24 protein-coding genes are annotated in these 24,972 nt (G+C 68.2%); 8 read left to right on the top strand and 16 right to left on the bottom strand.

Annotation, left to right across the window (positions count from 1 at the left end; all coding sequences use genetic code 11):
- Positions 1 to 79: 79 nt before the first annotated feature.
- Positions 80 to 703 (top strand): ribonuclease T2 family protein, encoded by a 624-nt coding sequence (locus JF542_RS15060; protein ID WP_207076417.1) that lies wholly within the window; start codon positions 80 to 82, stop codon positions 701 to 703.
- 254 nt (positions 704 to 957) lie between these two features.
- Here JF542_RS15060 and JF542_RS15055 read toward each other — a convergent pair whose 3' ends face one another.
- On the bottom strand, positions 958 to 1,638 hold the full coding sequence (locus JF542_RS15055) for a sulfotransferase family 2 domain-containing protein (protein ID WP_207076416.1): 681 nt from the start codon (positions 1,636 to 1,638) through the stop codon (positions 958 to 960).
- A 110-nt stretch (positions 1,639 to 1,748) separates the two neighbouring features.
- Here JF542_RS15055 and JF542_RS15050 point away from each other — a divergent pair, with 110 nt between their 5' ends.
- Entirely contained in the window at positions 1,749 to 3,374 is a 1,626-nt protein-coding gene (locus tag JF542_RS15050; RefSeq protein WP_207076415.1) for an AMP-binding protein, read from the top strand.
- An 88-nt stretch (positions 3,375 to 3,462) separates the two neighbouring features.
- Here JF542_RS15050 and JF542_RS15045 read toward each other — a convergent pair whose 3' ends face one another.
- Positions 3,463 to 4,146, bottom strand: coding sequence for a ZinT family metal-binding protein (locus tag JF542_RS15045; RefSeq protein WP_207076414.1), 684 nt, complete (start codon positions 4,144 to 4,146; stop codon positions 3,463 to 3,465).
- A gap of 202 nt (positions 4,147 to 4,348) precedes the next feature.
- Here JF542_RS15045 and JF542_RS15040 point away from each other — a divergent pair, with 202 nt between their 5' ends.
- Entirely contained in the window at positions 4,349 to 5,374 is a 1,026-nt protein-coding gene (locus JF542_RS15040) for a hypothetical protein (RefSeq protein ID WP_007797675.1), read from the top strand.
- A 189-nt stretch (positions 5,375 to 5,563) separates the two neighbouring features.
- Here JF542_RS15040 and JF542_RS15035 read toward each other — a convergent pair whose 3' ends face one another.
- From JF542_RS15035 to mutY, 8 genes are all read right to left on the bottom strand, one after another.
- Entirely contained in the window at positions 5,564 to 6,937 is a 1,374-nt protein-coding gene (locus JF542_RS15035; protein WP_242533772.1) for an SPOR domain-containing protein, read from the bottom strand.
- 66 nt (positions 6,938 to 7,003) lie between these two features.
- Positions 7,004 to 7,636 carry a uracil phosphoribosyltransferase gene (gene upp, locus JF542_RS15030; RefSeq protein ID WP_207076413.1) on the bottom strand — a complete coding sequence of 211 codons (633 nt, stop codon included), beginning with the start codon at positions 7,634 to 7,636 and terminating at the stop codon, positions 7,004 to 7,006.
- A gap of 138 nt (positions 7,637 to 7,774) precedes the next feature.
- A complete protein-coding gene (locus JF542_RS15025; RefSeq protein ID WP_207076412.1) occupies positions 7,775 to 8,776 on the bottom strand; it encodes an adenosine deaminase in 1,002 nt (333 codons plus the stop codon).
- Positions 8,777 to 8,787: 11 nt separating this feature from the next.
- The gene (locus JF542_RS15020; protein WP_207076411.1) at positions 8,788 to 9,993 is read right to left on the bottom strand and encodes a phosphopentomutase; all 1,206 of its coding nucleotides are present in this window, start codon (positions 9,991 to 9,993) and stop codon (positions 8,788 to 8,790) included.
- Positions 9,990 to 11,279, bottom strand: a complete 1,290-nt coding sequence (locus JF542_RS15015; RefSeq protein WP_207076445.1) for a thymidine phosphorylase — start codon at positions 11,277 to 11,279, stop codon at positions 9,990 to 9,992. The genes JF542_RS15020 and JF542_RS15015 overlap by 4 nt, the downstream gene beginning before the upstream one ends.
- A complete protein-coding gene (locus JF542_RS15010; protein WP_207076444.1) occupies positions 11,279 to 11,671 on the bottom strand; it encodes a cytidine deaminase in 393 nt (130 codons plus the stop codon). The genes JF542_RS15015 and JF542_RS15010 overlap by 1 nt, the downstream gene beginning before the upstream one ends.
- 303 nt (positions 11,672 to 11,974) lie before the next feature.
- Complete coding sequence (locus JF542_RS15005) at positions 11,975 to 13,120, bottom strand: alkane 1-monooxygenase (RefSeq protein WP_207076410.1); 1,146 nt, start codon at positions 13,118 to 13,120, stop codon at positions 11,975 to 11,977.
- A gap of 125 nt (positions 13,121 to 13,245) precedes the next feature.
- Positions 13,246 to 14,292, bottom strand: coding sequence for an A/G-specific adenine glycosylase (mutY, locus tag JF542_RS15000; RefSeq protein ID WP_207076409.1), 1,047 nt, complete (start codon positions 14,290 to 14,292; stop codon positions 13,246 to 13,248).
- A gap of 84 nt (positions 14,293 to 14,376) precedes the next feature.
- Between mutY and JF542_RS14995 the strand changes: the two genes are divergently transcribed.
- From JF542_RS14995 to JF542_RS14985, 3 genes are read left to right on the top strand one after another with little or no spacing between them, the layout of a single operon-like run.
- Positions 14,377 to 14,886, top strand: a complete 510-nt coding sequence (locus JF542_RS14995) for a DUF721 domain-containing protein (RefSeq protein ID WP_207076408.1) — start codon at positions 14,377 to 14,379, stop codon at positions 14,884 to 14,886.
- 37 nt (positions 14,887 to 14,923) lie between these two features.
- Complete coding sequence (locus tag JF542_RS14990) at positions 14,924 to 15,568, top strand: DsbA family protein (RefSeq protein ID WP_007797645.1); 645 nt, start codon at positions 14,924 to 14,926, stop codon at positions 15,566 to 15,568.
- Positions 15,565 to 16,686 (top strand): CaiB/BaiF CoA transferase family protein, encoded by a 1,122-nt coding sequence (locus tag JF542_RS14985; RefSeq protein ID WP_040544591.1) that lies wholly within the window; start codon positions 15,565 to 15,567, stop codon positions 16,684 to 16,686. Before JF542_RS14990 ends, JF542_RS14985 begins: the two co-directional genes overlap by 4 nt.
- 46 nt (positions 16,687 to 16,732) lie before the next feature.
- Here JF542_RS14985 and JF542_RS14980 read toward each other — a convergent pair whose 3' ends face one another.
- The 3 genes from JF542_RS14980 to JF542_RS14970 all read right to left on the bottom strand — a co-directional run bounded on the left by JF542_RS14980 (position 16,733) and on the right by JF542_RS14970 (position 18,598).
- Positions 16,733 to 16,930: a hypothetical protein gene (locus tag JF542_RS14980; RefSeq protein WP_007797640.1), complete on the bottom strand. Its 198-nt coding sequence runs from the start codon at positions 16,928 to 16,930 to the stop codon at positions 16,733 to 16,735.
- A 114-nt stretch (positions 16,931 to 17,044) separates the two neighbouring features.
- On the bottom strand, positions 17,045 to 17,941 hold the full coding sequence (locus JF542_RS14975) for a DMT family transporter (protein ID WP_040544587.1): 897 nt from the start codon (positions 17,939 to 17,941) through the stop codon (positions 17,045 to 17,047).
- A gap of 9 nt (positions 17,942 to 17,950) precedes the next feature.
- Positions 17,951 to 18,598, bottom strand: a complete 648-nt coding sequence (locus tag JF542_RS14970) for a LysE/ArgO family amino acid transporter (protein WP_207076407.1) — start codon at positions 18,596 to 18,598, stop codon at positions 17,951 to 17,953.
- A 91-nt stretch (positions 18,599 to 18,689) separates the two neighbouring features.
- Between JF542_RS14970 and JF542_RS14965 the strand changes: the two genes are divergently transcribed.
- Positions 18,690 to 19,565: a LysR family transcriptional regulator ArgP gene (locus tag JF542_RS14965; RefSeq protein ID WP_207076406.1), complete on the top strand. Its 876-nt coding sequence runs from the start codon at positions 18,690 to 18,692 to the stop codon at positions 19,563 to 19,565.
- Here JF542_RS14965 and JF542_RS14960 read toward each other — a convergent pair.
- Positions 19,562 to 20,824 (bottom strand): MFS transporter, encoded by a 1,263-nt coding sequence (locus JF542_RS14960; RefSeq protein WP_207076405.1) that lies wholly within the window; start codon positions 20,822 to 20,824, stop codon positions 19,562 to 19,564. The genes JF542_RS14965 and JF542_RS14960 overlap by 4 nt on opposite strands.
- Before the next feature lie 134 nt (positions 20,825 to 20,958).
- A complete protein-coding gene (locus JF542_RS14955; protein ID WP_007797624.1) occupies positions 20,959 to 21,192 on the bottom strand; it encodes a hypothetical protein in 234 nt (77 codons plus the stop codon).
- Between the two features lie 119 nt (positions 21,193 to 21,311).
- Between JF542_RS14955 and pepN the strand changes: the two genes are divergently transcribed.
- Positions 21,312 to 23,861, top strand: coding sequence for an aminopeptidase N (gene pepN, locus JF542_RS14950; protein WP_207076404.1), 2,550 nt, complete (start codon positions 21,312 to 21,314; stop codon positions 23,859 to 23,861).
- Positions 23,862 to 23,963: 102 nt separating this feature from the next.
- Here the strand turns inward: pepN and JF542_RS14945 are convergent, their stop codons facing one another.
- Positions 23,964 to 24,650: a transglycosylase SLT domain-containing protein gene (locus JF542_RS14945; protein ID WP_007797619.1), complete on the bottom strand. Its 687-nt coding sequence runs from the start codon at positions 24,648 to 24,650 to the stop codon at positions 23,964 to 23,966.
- Between the last annotated feature and the right edge of the window lie 322 nt (positions 24,651 to 24,972).

Here is a 24,972-nt window from a genome sequence, read left to right as displayed (position 1 = left end):
ATCTGAACTCGGGACAGGTTACCGTTGTCGGGGAACTTGCGCGCTATATAGTGATCCGGACGCCAAGAGGGAAGAGAAAATGCGCTGGCTGGTTGTGTTGCTGCTGTCGGCCGGACTGGCCCATGCCGAAGGCGAGCGCGCCGGCGCCTTCGATTACTACGTGCTTTCGCTCAGCTGGTCACCCACCTGGTGCGCGCTCGAGGGCGATGCGCGCGGGTCGGAGCAGTGCGAGACCGACCATGGCTGGATCCTGCACGGGCTCTGGCCGCAATACCACCGCGGCTATCCCTCCTATTGCCCCACCTCCGCACGCCCGCCAAGCCGCGCACGCACCCGCGACATGGCCGACATCATGGGCTCGGGCGGGCTGGCATGGCACCAGTGGAAGAAACACGGCAGCTGCAGCGGGCTGTCCGCCGAGGACTATTTCGCCCTGTCCCGCGAGGCTTACGGGCGCGTCACCCGGCCCGAGCTCCTGCGTCGGCTGGAAGAGCCCGTCACCCTGCCCGCCACGCTGATCGAGGACGCCTTCCTCGAGGCCAACCCAGGGCTCGAGCCGGACATGATCACCATCACCTGCCGCGAGGGCCGCATCCAGGAGGCCCGCCTCTGCCTGTCGGCGACGCTCGAGCCCGTGCCCTGCGGCCGTGACGTGGTGCGCGACTGCACGCTTGGCAACGCGCTGCTCGATCCGGTGCGCTGACCGCCATGCCCGGCCACGAGGGGCGCTGCCCCTCGCGCTCCCCGGGATATTTCCAGCCAGAAGAAACACATTATTAAGGTTAACGGCCGATGCTGGTCTCACGGTACAGGCGGGGACGCCGATGACCGTGCCAGGAGAAGCCCCGGCTTCGCCGCCCGTCCCTTCGGGGGCGGGTTTCCTTTGGGCTTCGGGGATCTGGGCGCCCCTGTCTTCTTCTGGCCAGAAATATCCCCGCCGGAGGCATCCTGCCCGCCTCACCGATGCGGCGCCGGGCCAGAGTCCGCAACATCGTCAAACCGGTAGCCAAAGCGCGCGATGTCCTCGGCACAGAGCCTGGCCACGCGCTCTGCCGTCGCATCGTCATAGTACCCCCGATAGTCCCGCGCCCGCTCGGAAGCATTGACCCGCGCGATCGCGGGGCGGAACCCCAGATGCGCCACGAAGGGTGCCATGTCCTGCTCGAGATGCTCGAGCCGGATGAAGAGCGAGGCGCGCTCCTGCCCCGTCACGTCGCGCATGTAGCGCCCATAGGGCGCGGCGCGCAGGCTGGCGACGGTCTGAGGGTGGGCCAGGAAGGCGCCGAAGGACAGCTCCGCGGCCAACGACACCGCCGGGTGATCGAAGCTCTGCGCCCGCAGCCAGTGGTAATAGCTCACCATCCGGTCCCACGGGTTGCGCACCAGCGTGACCGTGAACATCGCCGCGATCTCCTCAGGACTCAGCACCCCGTCGATGTCGCTCAGCATCGCGTGCTTCCAGAGCCGCCCCCGCGCCGAGAGCTTCGCCACCCGTCCGCGCCGCTTCTGCGCCTTCGGCGTATCGCCGATCAGAATGTCGTCGCGATGCGCCCGCGCCTCGAGCGCGGTGGCCATCGCGGTGCCGCCGGTCTTGGGGATATGCACGAGGATATAGCGGCGGCCGGGCGAGATGATCATGCCCGACACCGTAACCGTGCAAGATCGCATCGGGAATCCCCATTCAGGGCTTTTCGAGCGCGCCGCGACTGCGCATAGTCGGGCGCAGGAGAGATCAGGGAGGATCCGCCATGGGCTGGCTTGCAGACGAAACCGGGCTCGGCAAATGCGCCGCCAACCACGTGCCGCTGACGCCGCTGTCGTTCCTGCGCCGGGCGCGGCAGATCTATCCCGACCATCCGGCGGTGATCTACGGCCCGCATCGCAAGACCTATGCCGAGTATCACGACCGGGTCAGCCAGCTCGCCTCGGCGCTGACGAAGATCGGCATCAAGCCCGGCGACGTGGTGGCGACGATCCTGCCCAACATCCCCGCCCAGGCCGAGGCCCATTTCGGTGTGCCGGCCTGCGGCGCGGTGCTCAACACCATCAACACCCGGCTCGACGTCGACACCATCGCCTACATCCTCGATCACGGCGAGGCGAAGCTGGTGCTCTGCGATCCGCAGTTCATCCCGCATCTCGCCGAGGCCATCGAGCTCATGGAGCAGGAGCCGCCCAAGGTCATCGAGGTCGCCGACCCACATGGCGGCGCCAAGGCCTTCGGCGACTACCTGGAGTATGAGGATTTCCTCGCCACCGGCGATCCCGAATTCGACTGGATCATGCCCGAGGACGAGTGGGAGAGCCTCGCGCTCAACTACACCTCCGGCACCACCGGGAGGCCCAAGGGCGTGGTCTATCACCATCGCGGCGCCTACCTGAACGCCATGGGGCAGGTGCTGAGCTGGCGCATGGTGCTGCACCCGGTCTACCTGACCATCGTGCCGCTGTTCCACTGCAACGGCTGGTGCCACACCTGGATGATGCCGGCGGTGGGCGGCACCGTGGTCTGCTGCCGCGACATCACCGCACGCAACATCTACGACGCCATCGCCGACGAGGGCGTGACCCATTTCGGCGGCGCGCCCATCGTGCTCAACATGCTGGTCAACGCCCCCGAGCAGGAGAAGCGCGGTTTCGACCACGCGGTCGAGGTGTTCACCGCCGGCGCGCCCCCGGCCCCCGCCACACTCGCCAAGATCGAGACCATGGGCTTCCACGTCACCCAGGTCTACGGCCTGACCGAGACCTACGGACCCGACGTGGAATGCGCCTGGCAGGCCGCATGGGAACCACTGCAAGGCGCCGAGCGCGCCGCGATGAAGGCCCGCCAGGGCGTCGCCATGCCGTTCATGGAGCACGTCACGGTGATGGACGAGCAGATGACCATCATCCCCGCCGACGGCGAGACCAAGGGCGAGATCATGCATCGCGGCAACGGCGTGATGAAGGGTTATCTCAAGGCGCCCAAGGCCACCCGTGAGGCCTTTGAGGGGGGCTATTTCCACTCCGGCGACATCGCCGTGCTGCACCCCGACAGCTACGTGCAGATTGCGGACCGCGCCAAGGACATCATCATCTCGGGCGGCGAGAACATCTCCTCGGTCGAGGTCGAGAACACCCTGATGGGGCACGAGGCGGTGCTGCTCTGCGCCGTGGTTGCGAAGCCCGACGAAACGTGGGGCGAGGTGCCCTGCGCCTTCGTCGAGCTCAAGCCCGGCCATGAGGCCGGCGAGGCCGAGCTCATCGCCTTTGCCCGCGAGCGGCTGGCAGGGTTCAAGACCCCCAAGAAGGTGGTGTTCGAAGAGCTGCCCAAGACCTCGACCGGCAAGATCCAGAAGTTCCAGCTCCGCACCCGCGCCAAGGAGGTCTGAGCGCCCCGGAGACAGCCCCCCAACGGTCCCGGTGCCCAGCGTCTCTGCCGGGCGCGAGGCACCGGGACATCCGGGGGCAGTACGGCGCTCAGTGCGCCATCATCTCCTGCGCGATCGCCTCGGCGCTCAGGTCGGCGGGATAGTAGGTCGGCCAGTTGGTGACCTCTTCGAGAAGCGCCGCGCGGTCGTCGCCCCAGTAGAGGTGGTAGTGGTCGGCGGGTTCCGGCGCGATCTTGTGGTCGCTGAACTGGATATACGCCGGCGCCGCAGCGTCTCCGCCCTGCTTCTCGAAGATGAAGCGCACGCCGCGATTGCCAGCTGCGTAGGTCAGAACCTCGTAGCCGTCGCCGGCGTAGGTGCCGGTGGCGGCGCCGTCGGCGGTGTGAAACGTCACCTCCTGCCCCTCGATCTCGATCCGGTCTACATCGGTCCGGTATCCGGTCTCGTAGGTGGCGCGATGCTCGGCGGCGGTCTTCTCGCCACTCTCGGCCTTGTGCGCCATGACCACATCAAGCGTGCCATCCTGAAGATAGGGATAGACCGACTGCCAGTCTCCCTGCCAGTCCGACAGCGGGCGGGCAGCGATCGCGCTGTCTTCGAAATAGCCGCGATAGACATCGTTCTCGGCGTGATCATGGCCTTGCGCGTGCTCATGGTCATGATCGTGATCGTGGTCGTGGCTATCGGCAGACTGAGCGAAAGCGGCGAGCGGCGTCGCGATCAGCAGGGCAAGGACCGGCAGGCTGAGACGCGTGGGCATGATGGACGGCATGGAGACCTCTCGTGTGTCTGATTCTGTAATGTTATCATGTAACACTTTCGACATAGCCGGGCGGCCGTTGCTCCGCAACGCCCATTCTCCCGCTCGCGACTGACACCGCGAAACGGCGACCGAACCCGCCCCGACCGGAACGCGTTGCCCCTGTCTCGCGGCCCATGCTACGGTGCCGCGAAACGAGGCAGAGCAGCCCTGAATGACGGCACTCAAAGAGTATCAACGACTGGAAGCATCGGGCCTCTGGCGGCCCGATCCCGACGCGCAGCGTCGTGAAGTGGTCGTGTCGCTGGGCGATGCCTCGCTGACGATTTCCGAGTTTTCCGGGCGCCCGCTGGCGCATTGGTCGCTGGCCGCCGTGCGCCGCGCCAACAAGGGGCAGACCCCCGCCATCTACCATCCCGACGGCGATCCGGGCGAGACGCTGGAGCTGCCCGCCGACGAGACCACGATGATCGAGGCGATCGAACGCCTGCTGCGTGCCATCGACCGGCGCCGCCCGCGCCCGGGCAAGCTGCGCGTGGTGCTGCTGAGTGCGGTCGCCGCCACGGTGCTTGCCGGGGCGATCTTCTGGCTCCCGGGCGCCCTGCTCGAGCACACGCGGCGGGTGGTGCCCGCGGTCAAGCGCGACGAGATCGGCGAGGCGCTTCTGGCCCGGATCACCCGTATCTCGGGGCAGCCCTGCATGACCGAAGAGGCGCGCCTGCCGCTGCGCCATCTGGCCCAGCGGGTTCTGGGAGACGCCCGGCGCAACGATCTCGTGGTGCTGCCGGACGGGGTGCGCGACACCGCCCACCTGCCGGGTGGGCTGATCCTGATGAACCGGGCGATGATCGAGGATTACGAAGATCCCGACACCGCCGCCGGCTACCTGCTGGCGGAATCGCTGCGCGCCCGCGCCAGCGACCCTCTGGGCGACCTGCTTTCCCATAGCGGCCTCTGGGCGACGCTGAAGCTTCTCACCACCGGTGCGCTGCCCGATGCCACGCTCGACGCCTATGCCGAGACCCTGCTCACCGAGGCGCGCGAGCCGGTCGCGACCGACACGCTGCTGCGCGCCTTCGCCGCGGCCGAGCTGCGCAGCACGCCCTACGCCTTTGCCCGCGACGTCACCGGCGAGAGCACGGTGGCGCTGATCGAGGCTGATCCCCGCGCCGTCGAGGGCAGCCGTCCGGTGCTCTCCGATCCCGACTGGCTGCGGCTTCAGGCGATCTGCGGCGGCTGACTGGCGGCTCCGCCAGACCGATCTCGGACAACGGCTTCACCAGAGCTTCGCTTGGCAAGCCGGCCCTCACAGCGCAAGCGATCTCCCGCACCAGACGGGTTCGCGGCGCCACGTTGTCTCGGCCCAACCTGCCAGAAAAAAGCCCCGCCGTTTCCGGCAGGGCCTTCTTCCGTCATCACCGACAGAGCGTCAGCGTAGGTAGGCCTGTACGTAGCCCGTGCCCTTGACCCGGCGCAGCGCCGATTGCAGCGCGTTGCCGTCGCTATAGGGGCCGACCACCACCCGGCGGGTCTCACCGCTGCGCAGGTAGCGCACCGGCAGCCCGGCCCCCCGCAGCCTTGCGGCGGCGGCATCGGCCTTGTCCTTGGTGGTGAAGAGACCGACCTCGACATACCGCGCCGCCGCAGAGGCCTTACGCGCCGGGGCCTCTGCCGCCGGCGTCGAGCGCGACGAGATCACGCCGGTCCGGCGCGCCTGCGCCTCGGTGCGGCCACTGGTGGCGATGATCTGGGCCGGCAGCGGTGCCGGCTCGCTGTCGCGATAGGCGATCTCCGGATCGCGCGCCGGGATGCGGCGCAGCGTCAGGTCGTTGATCCGCGGCACGGTGTTGGTCCAGCGCCGCTGGGTGGCGTAGTAGCCATCGACGGTCTGCCAGGCGCGATAACGGTTGAGCCGGTCATCCTCCCAGGCCGGGCGATAGCCTTGCGGCACCACTGGCGGCACCTCGGAGCGCGCCTCCCAGACATGCTTGGGCACGATCCGGCTCTGCGGCCGGGCCGCGATCTGGGCCAGCGCGACCGGGTCGTCCGCACCCGGTGCGGAGCGGCTGTCGTCCCAGCTGCCCTGCCCGTTGCCGTAGTTGTAATAGACGTTCTTGCCGGCGCTCGGAGCCTCGCCCCGGCGCACCTCGGTGACGAAGGGGCTCGACTGCACGCCGCAGCGGACGGTGCGCCCGTTGCTCTGAACGGTGCCGGTGGCGCCGGGCGGGCAAAGCTGCGACGGCGTCGCCACGCGCGGCAGCCGAGAGGCCGTCGCGACCGGGGCCGGCACGGTCTTCACCACCGTCCGCGGCGGCGGCGCCGAGGGCGGCTTGGAGGCCGGAGCCTTCAGCACGCGCTGCGGCGCAGGCGTGGCGGGCTTTGAGGCCACGGTCTCCATCGGCTGGCGGGCGCTCGTGGTGCGGGTGATGCTGGTGCGCGTCGGGGCCGGAGCGGCCGCCACGGCAGCGGGTTTCGGCGCGGGCGCCGTGGTCGGCTGCGGAGCTGGCGCCGGCACGGGCGCGGCAGCGGTTGCCGTCGGCGCGGACCTCGCGAAGGTCGGCGGGTAGCCGCAGACCTGATCGCGGTCGCGCGTCACGCGCGGCACCCAGACCACCGCCCCGTCATAGCCGGCGCGCACGAAGACGCAGCCCTCGCTGTCGGCATACTGGGTGCCGGTGAAGCTGGCCGGCGGCAACTCGGCCGGCGTGTCGATGGTGGTGACCCCCTGGGCCAGCGCGGGCGCTAGCCCGGCGCCTGCCGCTGCGGTGGTGATGGCGAGGAACGCCAGAGTTTTCAATCGCATGTCAGCCCCCACAGGATTGGCGGAATCATGCCCGATCCATATAGCCCTGTAAAGCGGACTGACCGCTTATTTTGTGCCGAACATGCGGTCGCCCGCATCCCCTAGTCCCGGAACGATATAGCCTTTTTCGTTCAGGTGATCGTCGAGCGCCGCCGTGATGATCGGCACATCCGGATGCGCCTGCTTCATCTTCTCGACCCCCTCGGGGGCGGCCAGCAGGCACAGGAACCGGATATCCTTGGCACCAGCTTCCTTCATCAGGTCGACCGCGGCGACCGAGGAGTTGCCCGTCGCGAGCATCGGATCGACGAGGATCACGCAGCGGTCCTCGAGGTTCTTCGGCACCTTGAAATAGTACTGCACCGGCTTCAGCGTCTCCTCGTCGCGGTAGAGGCCGACAAAGCCCACCCGCGCCGCCGGCACCAGCTCGAGGATGCCGTCGAGCAGCCCGTTGCCGGCGCGCAGGATCGACACCAGCACCAGCTTCTTGCCCTCGATCACCGGCGCGTCCATCTCGCACATCGGCGTCTCGATGCGCTTGGTGGTCACCGGCAGCTCGTGGGTGACCTCGTAGGCCAGCAGCAGGCTGATCTCGCGCAGGAGCTGGCGGAAGGAGGCGGTGGAGTTGTCCTTCTCGCGCATCAGGGTCAGCTTGTGCTGGACCAGCGGGTGATCGACGACGGTGAGATGCTGTTTCATGGCCCCGGGACTCCTTGCGCTTTGATCGCCTTCCTCCTTAGACCTCACGCAAGCGCGCCGCAACGCCCGGAGCCCGCGCCACGCAGGGTTCCGGCACGTCCACTGCTGTGAGGGCCGGCAAAGCCCGCGAAAGCGGCGTCAGGCGTCGAGCCGCTTCATCACCGCCTTGCGGGTCTCCTCGTCGCAGAACGCAGCCTCGGCGGAGGTTCGGGCGATCTCTGCGAACACCTCCTCGTCCCAGTCGAAGGTCCGGGCCAGCGCCTCGTACTCGTCGGCCATGGTGGTGTGGAAGAAGGGCGGGTCGTCGGTGCTCACCGTCACCTTCACACCGCGCTCGCGCAGCCTCTCGATCGGGTGCCGCGAGAGCGACGGGTAGACCCCGAGATTGACGTTGGACCCCGGACAGACCTCAAGCACGATGCCGTTCTCAACAAGCTTGTCCACAAGCGCCAGATCCTCGTAGGCGCGCACCCCGTGGCCGATGCGTTCGACCCGCAGATCGGTGATCGCATCCTCGACCTCGCGCGGGCCTCGCCACTCGCCGGCATGGGTGGTCAGCCTCAGCCCGGCCTCGCGCGCCATGTCGAAGGCGTAGGCGAAATCCCTCTGCTTGCCCTGGTTCTCGTCGCCCCCCATGCCGAAGCCGACGATCCAGTCCCCTGCGGTTTCGGCGGCGCAGAGCGCAGAGCGCTTGGCGGTCTCGGGGCCGAAATGGCGCACGCAGGTGACAATTCCCCTCAGAGTTATCCCCAGGCTTGTCTCCGCCCGGTCCGAGGCCTCGCGGATCGCATGAAGGTATTCCTGCCACGCGCCCACGTCGCCTCCGCCGCAGAAGTCGGGCGAGATGAAAGTCTCGGCGTAAACCACGCCGTTTTCGGCACATTCCTCGAGCACGGCCGTGGTAAGCCGGGCGTAATCCTCGGGGCTCTTCAGCACCGATGTGGCGGCCTCGTAGACCGAGAGAAAATGCACGAAATCGGTGAATGCGTAGCCGCCACGTTCGTCGAATACGCCATCGAGCCTGACGTTCTTTTCCTGCGCCAGACCGCGGATGAAGGCGGGCGGCGCCGCCCCTTCGATATGCAGGTGCAGCTCGACTTTGGGCAGGCCACGTATGGCTGCGATGCGCTCCTCGTCCATGCCGGACTCCCTTACAGAAATGATCTTCCCGGCCCGCGCGCGGGCACATCCAGATGCGCGGCAACGCTCGCGGCGACATCCGCGAAAGCCACCTGCCCGAGCGCCCCCGTTCCGGCACCGGCGATCAGCACCGGCACCCGCTCTCGGGTGTGATCGGTGCCGCTCCAGCTGGGATCGTTGCCGTGATCCGCGGTGACCACGAGAATGTCGCCTTCGCGCAACCGCGGCAGCAGGCGGCCCAGTTCGGCGTCGAACCACTCGAGCGCGCGCGCATAGCCCGAGACATCGCGACGGTGGCCATAAAGACTGTCGAACTCGACGAAATTGGCGAAGGTCAGAGAACCATCCTCGGAGTTATCCACAAGGCTGGAGAGATGGCCCATCAGCGTCGCGTCATCGCCTTTGTGCAAGTGGTCGATCCCCTCCATCGAGAAGATGTCGCCGATCTTGCCCACCGCGTGCACCGTTCGACCGGCCTCCTGCGCCCAGTTGGTGAGGATCGGCTCCGGTGGGCGGATGGCATAGTCGTGCCGGTTGGAGGTGCGCTTGAAGGCGCCCTCCTCGCCGAGGAAGGGCCGCGCGATGACCCGCCCGACCTTCATCTCGTGCAGCATCGGCGCCATGCGCTCGCAAAGATCGAGCAACCGTTCGAGGCCGAAATGCGCTTCATGCGCGGCGATCTGGAACACGCTGTCGGCCGAGGTGTAACAGATCGGCCAGCCGCTGCGGATGTGCTCGGCCCCAAAGCGGTCGAGCATCACCGTGCCCGAGCCGTGGCAATTGGCCAGCGTGCCCTCGGTGCCGGCAATCTCGCAGACCGCGTCGATCAGGGGCTGTGGAAAGGCTGGCTGTTGGTCGGGAAAATAATGCCAGTCCCACGGCACCGGCAGGCCGGCCAGCTCCCAGTGGCCCGAGGGCGTGTCCTTGCCCCTCGAGCTCTCGGTCGCGGCCCCCCAGCGTCCCCGCGGCACCGCCCCGAGCCCCGGCGGCAGGGTGCCGCTGGCAAGCTCCACCGCCCGGCCCAGCCCAAGCCCGTCAAGCACCGGCAGCGCGAGCGGGCCGCTGCGCCCGTCCTCGGCCTCGCCGTTCGCGCAGGCCTCGGCAATGTGCAGCAGCGTGTTGGCGCCGGTATCGGGCACGCCGTCGTTGAAATAGCTGTCGGCGTCCGGCGCGCCGCCGATGCCGACGCTGTCGATCACCACGAGAAACGCCCTCATCCGACGCGCTCCCGCACCAAGGGCCCGGGCTTTGCGGCCTCGCCCAGAGTGATCGCCGCCTGCACCACACGCGCCGCCGCGTCGGCCTGGTCCTCGCGCGCGGCGTGGACCCGCGCCAGCGGCGCGCCCTTCTCGACGCGCTCGCCGAGGCGCACCACGTCCGACAGGCCCACCGCAGGGTCAATCATGTCGGTCTCGACGGTGCGGCCGCCGCCCAGCCGGACCACTGCCAGCCCAAGCGCCTCGCCGTCGATGGCCGCCACGTGGCCGGCCGCGGGGGCCGGCACCTCGCGGATCACCGTGGCCTCGGGCAGGAAACGGCCCCAGGTCTCGACAAACTCCACCGGCCCGCCGAGGCCGTAGACCATCCGCCCCATGCGCTCCGCCGCTGCGCCGCTCTCCAGCGCCTCGCGCAGCCGTGCCTCGGGGCGATCGAAACCAGCGCCTTCGAGCAGCGCCGCGCCCAGCGCCAGCGTCAGATCAAAGAGCGGCCCCTTGTCGCGCCCGGTCAGCACACCCATCGCCGCATCGACCTCGAGCGCGTTGCCGAGAGCCGGGGCGATGGGTTGGTTCATGTCGGTGACGAAGGCGGTGGTCGGGCAGCCGGCCGCGTTGGCGGTCGAGACCAGCGCCTCGGCCAGCCTGCGCGCCTCTGCATCGGTCTTCATGAAGGCGCCCGATCCCACCTTGACGTCGAGCACCAGCCCCTCGAGCCCCGCCGCGAGCTTCTTGGCAAGGATCGAGGAGGTGATCAGGTCGAGGCTCTCGACCGTGGCGGTGACGTCGCGCACCGCGTAGAGGCGGCGGTCCGCCGGGGCGATCTCGGCGCTGGCAGAGACGATGGCGCAGCCGGCCTCGCGCACCACACGGTCGAAGCGCGACTCGTCGGGGGCGACGACATAGCCGGGGATGGCGTCGAGCTTGTCGAGCGTGCCACCGGTATGGCCGAGCCCGCGGCCCGAGATCATCGGGACGTAGCAGCCGCAGGCGGCGAGCGCCGGTGCGAGGACCAGCGAGACGCAGTCGCCGATGCCGCCGGTGGAGTGCTTGTCGACAACCGGCCCGTCGAGATCCCAGCGCATGACGTGGCCCGAGTCGCGCATCGCCAGCGTCAGCGCCACGCGGTTCTCCTCGGTCAGGCCGCGCAGGCAAATGCCCATGGCAAACGCGCCGGCCTGCGCATCGCTGACGCGGCCATCTGCGAGGCCGCGGGCGAACCAGCGCAGCCCCTCGGTGGCCGGCTCCTCGCCCCGTCTCAGGGCGGCAATCACCGTGCGCGCGTCCATCATGTGCGATCCATGTGGTCCGCACCGAAGGCGCCGGGCAGCAGCTCCGCCACGGTGGTCTCGAGCGTGCCGCCGTCGACCGTGGCCAGCGTCACCCGCGTGTCGCCTCTGGCGAACTCTGCCAGCTTCTGACGGCAGCCGCCGCAGGGCGGCACCGGGTGGGCGCTGTCTGCGATGACATAGGCTTCGACGATCTCGGTCTCACCGGCCGCGACCATGGCGGCGATGGCCCCGGCCTCGGCGCAACTGCCCTCGGGGTAGGCCACGTTCTCGACATTGCAGCCGGCATAGATTCTGCCGGAAGGCGCACGCAGCGCGGCCCCGACCTTGAATCGCGAATAGGGCACGTAGGCGTTTTCGCGCACGTCGCGCGCGGCTTTCTCGAGATCCACGTCCCAGACTCCTTCCAGCATTACGGACCCTCATGTTTGCGAGCCGCCCAGCCCGATTGCAACCCTGCTCTGGCCTCCCTGACGCAACGCCCGGCCGCGATGCCCGGCCGGCCTCCGGCGGGAGTATTTTTGACGAAAAGAAGCCAGGGGCGCGGCGCTTCTGGCTTCTTTGGTTCAAAAATACCTCGGGGGTGAATTGGCGCGCAGCGCCAAGAGGGGGCAGAGCCCCCTTTCTTCTTTCGGGGGCGCACCTCCCCTGCCCCGCGCCCGAGACGGCGCCGCGCCCCGGAGGGCGAGGCAGGATCAGCCGCGCGCGCCTTTCGGCATCGGCGTGGTGCCGCGATTATAGTGCGTCCAGTCTTCGATGTCGGGATACCAGGCACGACGCCAGGCCCGGACCTTGGGGTTCATGATGCGGCGCCAGAGCGGCGGCACCATCGCGGCCATGGTCATGATCGGATAGCCGTAGGGCAGCTGCGGCGCCTCGCTCTCCTGGTAGGTCTGCAGCAAGGGGAAGCGACGGTCGGGCTTGTAATGGTGATCCGAATGGCGCTGCAGGTTGATCAGCAGCCAGTTGGTCGCGGTATGGGCCGAGTTCCAGGAATGGTGCGGGCGCACGTGCTCGTAGCGGCCGCCGCCCAGGTGGCGGCGGGTCAGCGCGTAATGCTCGACATAGTTGGTGAGCTCCAGCTGCCAGATCGCCACGCCCGCCTGCACCACGAAGAACAGCAGCCCCGCCCAGCCACCGAGCAGCAGCGCCAGCGCCAGCATCGCGCCCTGCAGGGCGGCGTATGTCCAGAACGGGTTGCGCCTGTGCCACCACGGCAGCCCGCGCCGTGCCAGCAGGGCCGCCTCGGCGCGGAAGGCCGAGACCGGGCTTTCCCGCAGCACCCGCGGGTAGAAGCGGTGAAAGCCCTCGTTGTAGCGCGCCGTCACGGTGTCGCGCGGGGTGCCGACCCAGGTGTGATGCACCAGCAAATGCTCGGAGCGGAAATGCGAGTAGAGCACCATCGCCAGCAGCCCGTCGCCCAAGTTGCGCTCGAGCCTGTTGCGCTGGTGCAGCAGCTCATGGGCGTAGACGATGCCCACCGAGCCGGTCATCACCCCGGTGCCGAACATCACCCCGAAGCTCTCCCACCCGTTCAGGTGCACCGCCCCCGGCACATACCGGATCAACGAGACCAGCGTCAGGAACTGCACCGGCGCCCAGAGGATCACCCCGGCGCGGTACCAGATCAGATGCCGCTCCTCGGTCTGCGGGTCGGCATTCTCGGTGTTGAGGCCAAGCGCCGCGTCGAGCGCCGAGAACAGGTACCATGTCGCCAACGGAGGCAAGAGCACCCAGAGCCCGCCCTGCGCTGCGCCGAGCCAAACCAGCGGCGGCAGGATGTAGGTGAGCCAGAAGGGGGCGGCGGCCCCGATGCGGGCGATCTTGTCCGACGAGATCATGATGAGTCTCCGTTCCGCACGGGTCCTTTGCGCGTCTCGGGGCGAGACTAGCTCCCCGCCCGGGCAGCGTCACGGGGCAAGCGGGCGAAGACCCCGACAAAATCTCTGGGACCGGCCTTTCTGCCTCAGACGCTCCGGGCCAGATCGTAGGCCTTGCGCATCACCGTGGGCAGATCCTTGGGATCGAAATCCTCGGCCTCGACGAATTCTCCGCGCTCGGGCGGGCGGTCCATCGGCACCAGCGCAGTCTTGACCGTCAGCCGCAGGTGGAAATGGGTGAAGGTGTGACGCGCCTCGGTATTGAGCGCCTTCCACTCGGCGGCGATCGGCGGCGCCTCCTCCGGCGCCTCGCCCCATTCGCTGCCGGGCCAGCCGAGCATGCCGCCCAGCAGGCCCTTGTCAGGGCGCCGCTCGAGCAGCCAGGCGCCATCGACGCGCCGCACGAGATAGGCGATGCCAAGCCGCGTCGGCTTGCGCTTCTTGGGGGCCTTCTTCGGCAGCTCGGCCATGGTGCCCGCCTCCCAGGCGGCGCAGGCGCTGCGCCATGGGCACAGGCCGCAGGCCGGGTTGCGCGGGCTGCAGATCGTGGCGCCGAGATCCATCACCGCCTGCGCGTAGCAGCCCGGGCGCTCTTCGGGCGTCAGCGCCGCGGCCATCTCGGTGAGGATCGGCTTGGCCTGCGGCAGCGGCGTGTGCTCGTCATGCAGCCGCGCCATCACCCGCTCGACATTGCCGTCGACCACGGTGGCCGGGATGTCGAAAGCGATCGCCGCCACCGCCCCGGCGGTGTACGGGCCAACGCCGGGCAGGCTCAGCAGGCCCTCGAGGCTCTGCGGGAAGACGCCGCCATGCTCTGCGGCGACCACGCGGGCGCATTTCAGCAGGTTGCGGGCACGGGCGTAGTAGCCCAGCCCCGCCCAGGCGGCCATCACGTCGGCATCCTCGGCCGCCGCGAGGTCCGAGACCGTCGGCCAGCGCGTGGTGAAGGCCTCGAAATAGGGCTTCACCGCCGGCACCGTGGTCTGCTGCAGCATGATCTCCGAGAGCCAGACACGGTAGGGGTCGGGGCGGATCCCTGCGGCGCGGGCACGCGGCCCGACACGCCACGGCAGGTCGCGGGCGTGGCGGTCGTACCAGTCGAGAAGATCCGCGGCGCGGGCGGGGTCACGCAAAACTGACATTCCCTTGATTGGATGATTCCGGGCTGGCGCCCGGTGGCGCGGTCACTAGAATAGTGCCGCAGAGAGGGATTCAAGATGCAACGGCGCAAGAGCACCACCAAGGGCTTCGCCCTGACCGCGGGCCTGCTGAAGCAGAACATCCGCAAGGCCAGCGAAAGCCGCGGCTTCGCGCAATCGCGTGTTCTCACCCATTGGGAAGAGATCGCCGGCGCCGACATGGCCGCGATTTCGCGCCCTGTCGAGATCGGCTACAGCCGCGGCGGGCTCGGCGCCACGCTCACCCTGCTCACCACCGGCGCCAACGCGCCGCTTCTGGAGATGCGCAAGGAAGAGCTGCGCGAGCGGGTCAACGCGATCTACGGCTACAACGCCATCGCCCGCATCCGCGTCACCCAGACCGCCGCAACCGGTTTTTCCGAGGGCCGCGTCGCCTTCGAGCACCGTGCCAGGGAACAGGCCAAGCCAGCCCCCTCGCCCGAGACCCGCGCCGAGGTGCATCGCGCCACCGAGGGTGTCGGAGATGAAGGCCTGCGCGCCGCCCTTGATCGTTTGGGTGCAAACGTCATAACCAAGTCACATCGCTGAGGCCCGCAGAGGGCTGTCGCAGAAAGAAGGAAGTCTCATGAAGCGTATCCTGACCACCGTCGCGCTGGCCGCTACCATCGCCGCAGGCGGCAGCTGGGTTCTGAACCCCACCGCCCAGCCCCCGATCGGCGCCGCCGGCGCGCAGGAGGCCACGGTGACCGACATGACCCTCGGACAGGCCGACGCGCCGGTCGAGATCATCGAATACGGCTCCTTCACCTGCCCGCACTGCGCCACCTTCGAGCAGGAGGTCTTCCCGCAGCTCAAGGAAGACTACATCGACACCGGCAAGGTCAAGTTCACCTTCCGCGAGGCCTATTTCAACAAGTACGACATGTGGGCCTCGCTGATGGCGCGCTGCGGCGGCGAAATGAAGTATTTCGGCATCGTCGACATGATCTACGAGACCCAGAACGAATGGGCCCGTCAGAGCACCGAGGCTGGCGTCGCCGACGCGATCCGCAAGATGGGGCTGCAGGCCGGCATCGGCCAGGAGCAGCTCGACGCCTGCATGCAGGACGGCGAGACGCTGAAGGCGCTCGTCGGCTGGTACCAGCAGAACGTCGAGGAAGACGGCTTCAACTCGACCCCGTCCTTCATGATCGACGGCGAGCTGCACACCAACATGCCCTACGACGAGTTCGTGGAAATCCTCGACGAGCGTGTCGAAGCCGCGCAATGACCTCTGCACCACGTGGCCCCCTCGAGGGGGTGAAGGTCATTGAACTGGCCCGAATTCTGGCCGGCCCCTGGGCCGGTCAGATTCTGAGCGACCTCGGCGCCGAGGTCATCAAGATCGAAGCGTCGCGCGGCGACGACACCCGCAAGTGGGGCCCGCCGTTCATCGACCGCGAGGACGAGCGCTCGGCGGCCTATTTCCACTGCTGCAACCGGGGCAAGCACTCGGTGGTGGTGGACATCTCCACGCCCGAGGGGCAGGCCCAGGTGCGCGAGCTTGTGGCCGAGGCGGATATCCTGATCGAGAATTTCAAGGTCGGCGGGCTTGCCAAGTACGGGCTCGACTTCGCCTCCCTGGCGCAGGTGAATCCCGGGCTGATCTACTGCTCGATCACCGGCTTTGGGCAGGATGGTCCCTACGCGCATCGCGCGGGTTATGACTACATCATCCAGGGCATGTCGGGCTTCATGTCGATCACCGGCAATCCGGAGGGTCAGCCGCAGCGCACGGGCGTTGCGATCACCGACCTGTTCACCGGGCTCTACTCGGTGTCGGGCATCCTCGCGGCGCTGCACCAGAAGCAGCGCACCGGCAAGGGCCAGCATATCGACATGGCGCTGCTCGATTGCGCCGTGGCGGCAACCGCGAACCAGGCGATGAACTATCTCGCCACCGGCGAGGCGCCGGGGCGGACCGGGAACTATCATCCCAACCTCACGCCCTATCAGGTGTTCGACTGTTCCGACGGCTACATCATCATCGCCACCGGGAACGATCCGCAATACCAGCGGCTGTGCCGGCTGCTCGGGCTTGACGATCTGGCCGAGCACCCCGATTACCTGACCAATGCCGACCGCATCGCCAACCGCGCCTCGCTCGAGGCGCATCTGATGGCCGAGACCGGCAAGTGGACCAAGGCCGAGCTGCTCGCGGGCTGCGAGCGTGAGGGCATCCCGGCGGGGCCGATCAACGACCTGTCGGAGGTCATGGCCGATCCGCAGGTGCAGGCGCGCGGCATGCAGATCTCGCCCGAGGGCGTGCCCGGCGTGCGCTCGCCGTTCAAGTTCTCGGACGCGGACCTGTGTCTGGACAGGGCCTCGCCGAAACTGGGCGAAGGCTGACCCTTCCGCACCGGCCGCGCCTCGGGGGCGGCCGGTGGCACCCGGCTCAGAGCTCGATGGTGCCGAGCACGCTGTTTTGCGGCAGGCGGGCCACCTCGACACCGCCCTCGACGCGGCGAAGATTGTAGCCGTAGCCTCGCATCCGGAACCGCCATTCGGCCTCGGTCAGGCTCTTGGCCCGCTCGTTGATCAGGAAATCCCGAACGTCATTCATGTCTTCGGTCAGCTTGTTCTCGGCAAACATGTCACTCTCCAATACGCCAGTCTCCGGGCTCAGGCTGCGGGCAGATTGGGGCGCGAATGCGGAAGCGCTGCGAAGTTTTCTGGAATTGGAAACGCTGCGTTTCCAGCCGCCTGCTCAGCTCTGCGCTTCCGGACCTGCCGGCGCGACCCGGCGCTTCAGCACAGCCTCGCGCCAGGTGATGAACAGCACCGCGCCCATGATGATCGCACCGCCCATGACGACCCATGGATCGACCGGCTCCGCGAAGAACAGCGCTCCCACCAGCACCGACCAGACAAGCTGAAGGAAGGTCACCGGCTGGGTGACCGTCACCGGCGCGGCTGCGAAGGCCAACGTCATCGCGTAGTGGCCGCCGGTGGCGAAGCAGGCGACGAGGAACAGGATGCCGAGATCGCCCCAGGACGGCGTCACCCAGACATTCAACGCGAAGGGGAACAGCCCGATGGTGACGGTGATCGACAGCAGCGCCACCACCACGGCAGCGCTCATCTCGCCCGAGATGATCTTGGCGATCAGGTAGGACACCGAGAACAGCAGCGCCGTCCCCAGCATGGCGAAATGGCCCGGATCAAGCTCGCGGAAGCCCGGGCGCAGGATCAGCAGCGCGCCCCCCAGCGCCACGACGATAGCCATGATGCGGCGCATCGCGAGCCGCTCACCCAGCACGAAGACCGCGAGGATGGTGACGTAGACCGGCGTGAGGTAGTTCATCGCCGTGACTTCGGCGATCGGAATACGGGTCATGGCAAAGAACCAGCAGATCACGCCCGCAGTCTGCGCCGCCCCGCGCAGCGTCACCAGCCCGAGTTGGCGCTTGGACAGCCGCAGCGCGGCCAGGCTGCGCCAGGCCGGCAGCAGGAAGACAAGCCCGAAGACATAGCGCAGAAAGGCCGATTCCGCCGCTGGGACGCGCCCGGCCAGCAGCTTGACCAGCGCCGTGACGCCGACGAAGCAAAGGCCGGTGACGACCATCCAGAGAATACCCCGGACCGGGGCGGAAACAGCGCTCATGCGATGGTGTTAGACCACGAACAATCTCTCGAAAAGCGGAAAGCTCGCGACGAGGCTGTCCATGCCGCCAAGGATCAGCTTGGTGGCGAGCGTCCACATCACCACCGCCATGCCAAGATCGAGCAGCTGCCACGCCCGCGGGCGGGCAAAGACCGGCGCCAGCGCCCGCGCCCCGTATCCGAGCAGGAAGAAGAACACGAAGGAGGAGGTCACCGCGCCCAGCCCGAAGAGCGCCGGCTGCGCGTATTGCGACGAGATCGCCCCCAGCAGCATCACCGTGTCGAGATAGACATGCGGGTTGAGCCAGGTGAAGGCGAGACAGGTGAGCACCGCGCCGCGCAGGCTCAGCGCCGCCTTGCCCGCACCCATCGCGGCCCCGCCGCGCCAGGCCGAGCGCAGGCTGCGCGCGCCGTACCACGCAAGGAAAGCTGCACCGAAGAGCCGCATGGCGGGTTCCAGCCCCGGCAAAGCCTCGGTCAGAACCCCGAAGCCGGCGACCCCGGCCGCGATCAGCACCGCGTCGGAGAGCGCGCAGATCAGGCAGACCGGCAGCACATGCGCCCGCATCAGCCCCTGCCGCAGCACGAAGGCATTCTGCGCCCCGATCGCAAGTATCATCGAAAACCCGAGCGCGAAGCCCGCCACTGCCGCCTGCATGTCCTGTCCCTCCTTCGATCCGTCCCGCCTGCTAGCACGGGCTCGAAGGGACAGCCTAGTTAAAGAAATTCAGTTCTGATAAGTTCTGCTAATGTCGTTCGACCCGTCGCAACTGGCCGCGCTCGACGCGGTGCTCCGGCTTGGCAGCTTCGACGCCGCCGCTGCCGAGCTGTACGTCACGCCCTCGGCGATCTCGCAGCGCATCAAGGCGCTCGAGGACCGGGTCGGCGGCGCGCTTGTGGTGCGCGCCGCGCCCTGCATCGCCACCCCGGCCGGGGCGCGTCTGGCCCGTCACGCCGGCGAGGTGCGGCTGCTCGAGGCGGCGCTGGCCCGCGATCTCGAGCTGCCCGGCACCCCGGCGCGGCTGCGCCTCGCGATCAACGCCGACAGCCTCTCGACATGGTTCCTGCCGGCGCTGATCGGGCACGACCTGCTCTTCGATATCGCGGTGGACGACGAATCCCACTCCGCCGATTGGCTGCGCCGGGGCGAGGTCTCGGCGGCAATCACCGCCCATGCCCGCCCGGTGCAGGGCTGCGACGCCTACGCACTCGGCAAGATGCGCTACGTGGCGACCTGCGCGCCCGGCTTCTACGAGAGGTTCTTTGCGGAGGGCGTCACGACCGAGGCTTTCGCCCACGCTCCAATGCTTCAGTTCAATGCCAAGGATGCGCTGCAGCACGACTGGCTGCGCCGGATCACCGGGCAGGCCCCGACCCCGCCGCTGCACCGGTTGCCCTCGTCGCAAGGCTTCGTCGATGCCGCGAGGCTCGGGCTGGGCTGGGGGCTCAACCCCGAGCCCATGGTGCGCGAGGATCTGGCGCAGGGGAGGCTGGTCGCGCTGAGGCCCGATCAGCCGCAGGAGGTGGCGCTGCACTGGCAGGTCAACCGTCTGGTGGCGGGTGCGGTCACCGGGCTCACCGCCGCCGTGCGCCGCGCCGCCAGCACCGCGCTTGTGCCGGTCTAGTCGGCAGCCTTCTCGACCTCGTCCAGCCCCATCGCGATGACCCCGCCAAGGGCACTCAGTGCCGCAAAGCCCGCCAGCGCCGCGATCGGACCGATCCACGCCAGCGCGCCGCCGAAGGCCCCCGATAGCAGCAGCAGCCCGCCGATCAGGGTGTTGGCCAGAGCCGCGTAACGCGCGCGGGCCTCCTCGGGGGCCATGTCGACAAGGTAAGTCGAGCGCCCCTGACGCACGCCGTGATAGGCGATCATCAGGGCAAAGAGCAGCAGAGGCGTCACCCAGATTGCCGCGCCCGCCACACCGGTCAGCCCCGCCAGCACAGCCAGCGCCATCGCCACTGCACCGGCAAAGCCGGAATACATCAGCACCCGGCGCGACGAGCGGTCCGAGAGCCGGCCCCAGACATAGGAACTGACGAAGGAGGCCGCCGCCGAGGCGAGCACCAGTGCGCCCAGCTTTTGCAGTGCCCCCTCGCCGGTGTCGAGCAGCACGATATAGGGCGGTGCGAGCGCCGTCGCGGTGAGCGCCCCGCGTGCATAAACGAAGCGGCGGAACTGACCGTCCTTTCGGAACGGAGACAGATCGATCGCCGGGGCGTCGCCCTCCGCCTCCGAGGGCGCTTCTTCGAGCGTGGAGAACAGGGCCGCGGCGGCGAACCACAGCAGCGCCGCGAGCCCCACCGCGAGTGCCAGCGGCGTCACGTCCTGCAACAGTCCGGTCATCAGCAGCAGCGCGAAAAGGATCACCCCCGCCGAAGCGACCGAGGCGGCGGTTCCGGTCACCGCGCCGCGCCGGGTCTTCTCGACGGTCTTTCCGAGAATGTCCTTGAAGCTCACCGAACAGGCCGCGCGCGACAGCGCGAGGACGGCCAGCAGACTGCAAAGCGCCAGCCCCGCGGCCCAGCCCTGCAGCGTGAAGGCCACCGCGACCATGCCGGCGGCGGCGATCCCCTGCCCCAGCGAGCCGATGACCCACGCCCATTTGCGGTGTCGCAGCGCCTCGACACGGTGCGCCAGCAGCATTTGCGGCAGCAGCGCCCCGGCCTCGCGGATCGGCACCAGCAGCCCCACGAGGACCGCCGGCGCGCCCAGCGCCTGCGCCAGCCATGTCAGCACGAGTTTGGGATTGATCAGACCATCGGCGAGCTTGGTCATCGACAGCGACACCACGTGCCGCAGACCGTTGCGCGCCTCTTCCGCCGGCACATCGCCATCGGCTTCGCTCAGCGCCGCGAAGGCGCGGCCCGCCAGTTTCCCGTCCATCTGTCCCTCACCTTGCATCCCGCTGGGTCGCGGAACAACGCGGAAGGCCCCGGATCGGTTCCGATCCGGGGCCCACGTGAGAACACCTCGGCCGAGCGTCAGAGCAGGCCTTGGCAAGGGGTTGGCGAAAGGCGTCAGTCGTTGGCGGCGGGGGCCGTTTCCATCTGCGTCGTGCCGGCCTCGGTCTCGGTGGCGGCGGCAGGCTCGGTCGTCGCGGCGGCGGGATCGCTCTCGTCTGCCGAGGCAAAGACCCATGCAAGCCAGACGATCAGGAGCAGCGCCACGAACCCGAGCCCGAACCAGATGCCCCCGAGCGGGCCCTTGTGCTGTTTCTTCTGCGTCTTGATGTTGGTGTCGGGTGCCGACATGACAAAGCTCCTCACTTGCAAATTTTCGTGCCACACGGTTGTGGCGCCTGACTTGCGGACCTAACACTTTTCCATCGGGCGCAGTTCCTGCGCCACCCCTGCCGACAGGATGAGACCGCATGAAAGACGCAAGCCCGCAGACGATTTACCTCAGCGATTACACGCCCTTCGGCTGGCAGGTCGCGGATGTTCACCTGACCGTGAAGCTCGCCCCGAAAGCCACGCGGGTGGTCTCGCGCATCCATTTCCAGCCCAATCCGAACGCCCCCGCGCAGGACTTCTTCCTGCACGGCGAAGAGCTCAAGCTGATCCACGCCGCCATCGACGGCACCGAGGTCACCCCTGAGCTGACGCCTCAGGGCCTGCGCTGCGACGTGCCTTCCGGCCCCTTCCTGTGGGAGACCGAGGTCGAGATCGCCCCGGCCGAGAATACCGCGCTCGAGGGGCTCTACATGTCGAACGGCATGTATTGCACCCAGTGCGAGGCCGAGGGCTTCCGCAAGATCACCTACTACCCCGACCGCCCCGACGTGATGGCGACCTTCACCGTCCGCATCGAGGGGGACACGCCGGTCAAGCTCTCGAACGGCAACCCCACCGACAGCGGCGAAGGCTGGGCCGAGTGGCATGACCCGTGGCCCAAGCCCGCCTATCTCTTCGCGCTGGTGGCCGGCGATCTGGTCAACCACCCCGGCGCGTTCACCACGATGTCCGGCAAGGAGGTCGAGCTCAACATCTGGGTGCGCCCCGGCGACGAGGGCAAATGCGCCTTCGGGATGGAGGCGCTCAAGGCCTCGATGACATGGGATGAAGAGGTCTATGGCCGGGAATACGATCTCGACATCTTCAACATCGTTGCGGTCGACGATTTCAACATGGGCGCGATGGAGAACAAGGGGCTGAACATCTTCAACTCCTCCTGCGTGCTGGCCTCGCCGGAAACCTCGACCGACGCCAATTTCGAGCGCATCGAGGCGATCATCGCGCATGAGTATTTCCACAACTGGACCGGCAACCGCATCACCTGCCGCGACTGGTTCCAGCTTTGCCTGAAGGAGGGGCTGACGGTCTATCGCGACAGCCAGTTCACCTCGGACATGCGCTCCGCCGAGGTCAAGCGGATCTCCGACGTGATCGACCTGCGCGCCCGCCAGTTCCCCGAGGATCAGGGTCCCCTGTCGCACCCGGTGCGCCCCGAGAGCTTCCAGGAGATCAACAACTTCTACACCGCCACGGTCTACGAGAAGGGTGCCGAGGTGATCGGGATGCTCAAGCGGCTGGTGGGGGACGAGGCCTATGCAAAGGCGCTGGATCTGTATTTTGAGCGTCACGACGGCGATGCCGCCACCATCGAGGACTGGCTCAGGGTATTCGAGGATGCCACCGGGCGCGACCTGACGCAGTTCCAGCGCTGGTACTCGCAATCGGGCACGCCGCATCTGAGCGTCTCCGAGGACTATGCCGACGGCACCTTCACCCTGACCTTCAAACAGGAGACGCCCCCCACCCCGGGTCAGCCCGACAAGGCGCCGCAGGTGCTGCCCATCGCCGTGGGTCTGCTCAACCCCAATGGCGACGAGGTGGTGCCGACCACCGTGCTCGAGATGACAGACGCCGAGCAGAGCTTCCGTTTCGAGGGGCTGAGCGCAAAGCCCGTGGCCTCGATCCTGCGCGGCTTCTCGGCGCCGGTGGTGCTCGACCGCGAGACCTCGGCGGAGGAGAAGCGCTTCCTGCTGGCGCATGACACCGACGCCTTCAACCGCTGGGAGGCGAGCCGCGATCTCGCCCGGGGCTGCCTCTTCGACATGGTGACCGAGGGCGCCGGGCCCGACACGGCATGGATCGACGCGCTTGAACAAGTGATCCGCGACGGCGACCTCGATCCGGCCTTCCGGGCGTTGATGCTGGCTCTGCCGACCCAGTCGGAGCTGGCGCAGATGCTGCACGCCAAAGGCATCACTCCCGACCCCGACGCGATCCATGCCGCCGCCGAGACCCTGCGCAACGCCATGGCCGAGCGCTGGTCGTCGCTGCTGCCCGAGCTGATGGCGGCGACCCGCGTCACGGACCGCTACAGCCCCGACGCCAAGCAGTCCGGCAAGCGGGCGCTCGGCAATGCGGTCCTGTCGCTGCAGACCCGTCTCGATGGCGGCAAGGCCGCACAGGCGCAGTTCGACGCCGCGGACAACATGACCATGCAGCTGAGCGCGCTGTCCTGCCTGATCTCCGCCGGCGCCGAGGACGCGGCGCTCGCAGCCTTCGAGCAGCAGTGGAAGGACGACCGGCTGGTGATGGACAAGTGGTTCGCGCTGCAGGTCGCCGCCACCAAGCCGGAGACCGCCGCGCCCCGCGCCGAGGCGCTGACCAAGCGGCCCGATTTCGACTGGAAGAACCCCAACCGCTTCCGCGCGGTGATGGGCTCGCTGGCGATGAACCATGCCGGCTTCCACGCCAAGGACGGCAGCGGCTACCGGCTGCTGGCCGAGTGGCTGATCAAGCTCGACGGCAAGAACCCGCAGACGGCGGCGCGCATGTGCTCGGTGTTCCAGACCTGGACACGCTACGACGCCGGGCGGCAGGCGCTGATGAAGGCCGAGCTCGAGCGCATCGCCGCCAAGCCTGACCTCTCGCGCGACGTGTCGGAGATGGTGGGCCGCCTGCTGTCCTGAACGAGGACCGGCACGCGACCAAAAAAGGGGGCCGCTTGGCCCCCTTTTTCTGCGCATCGCTGCGCGCTCGACAGGTTCGCGCCGCAGCGCTGGTTGTCTTGATTATTGCACCACAGCTTCCTGTGCCGGGGACATCCCCGAGGTTGCGATGATCGGATCCTGCGTCGGGCGCAGGATGGCGCCGTCTACGCTCAGGGCGATCACGCCGTCATTTGCGGGCAGCTTCGCCATGATCTCGTCCTCACCCCAGCTGTCCGGGCGCGCCACCGGCTTCAGCGAGCGCGGCAGGCCGGCGCAATAAGGCTGCGCACGGGTCCATGCGATCATGTCCTCGCGCTTCTTGCGCGAATGGAACGGGCCCCAGTCGGCGGCGACGCCGCGCATGTTCTGGCTCACCACGCCGTCGCGCTTCACCGTCTTGGCCATGATGCGCAGGCCGCAGGTGAGGTTGAGATGCGGGTCCTTGAGCTCGGCCCCGCTTCCAGCCTGGCAATCGTAGAGCCGCGCCGTCGAGGGCAGGATCTGCAGCAGGCCGTACCACAAGCCGCCGCCACCGACGGCGGTCGGACGATAGGTGCTCTCGTGCTTGGCCAGCGCCGAAACCAGCCCGATCCAGAACGCCTCGCGATCCTCGCGGCCGGCGCTCGGATAGGCCGGGCACCAGGTGGCGATGTCCTCGGGGACGATCCCGGGCAGGTTGCTCGCCGGTCCGCGCAGCGCCGACAGCGCCGCCAGCGACCAGGTGCCGCGCTCGCCGGAGGTGCCCCAGCGCGCTTCGGGGATCGTCATGGTCCGCTCTTGCGGGCGTACGGAGTGGACGACGGCCTGGAGAGAGTATCCGGGCGGCATCGGGGCGGGTTCTGACCAGACGGCGCTTGCGAAGAACAGGGCCGACAGAACTGTGAGAAGACGTGGCAGCATGACCGGAGAATTGCCACAGGGTGTGGGTTCGGTAAAGCGCGGCTCGCCCCAAGGCTGCAGGCGGTCGCACCCAAACCGTCGAAGGCCCCGTTAACCCTTTGGGAGTCAACGTGGTAGCGGACGAAGAAACGTCGGCGGAATGCCGCCGCCTCAACCCGCTCCTGCCCTCAATGTGCCCGATTCCCCAAAC

This window comes from Salipiger bermudensis (assembly GCF_017309175.1).
Taxonomy (GTDB): Bacteria; Pseudomonadota; Alphaproteobacteria; order Rhodobacterales; family Rhodobacteraceae; genus Salipiger; species Salipiger bermudensis.
This window is presented reverse-complemented; position numbering and strand designations above follow the sequence as displayed.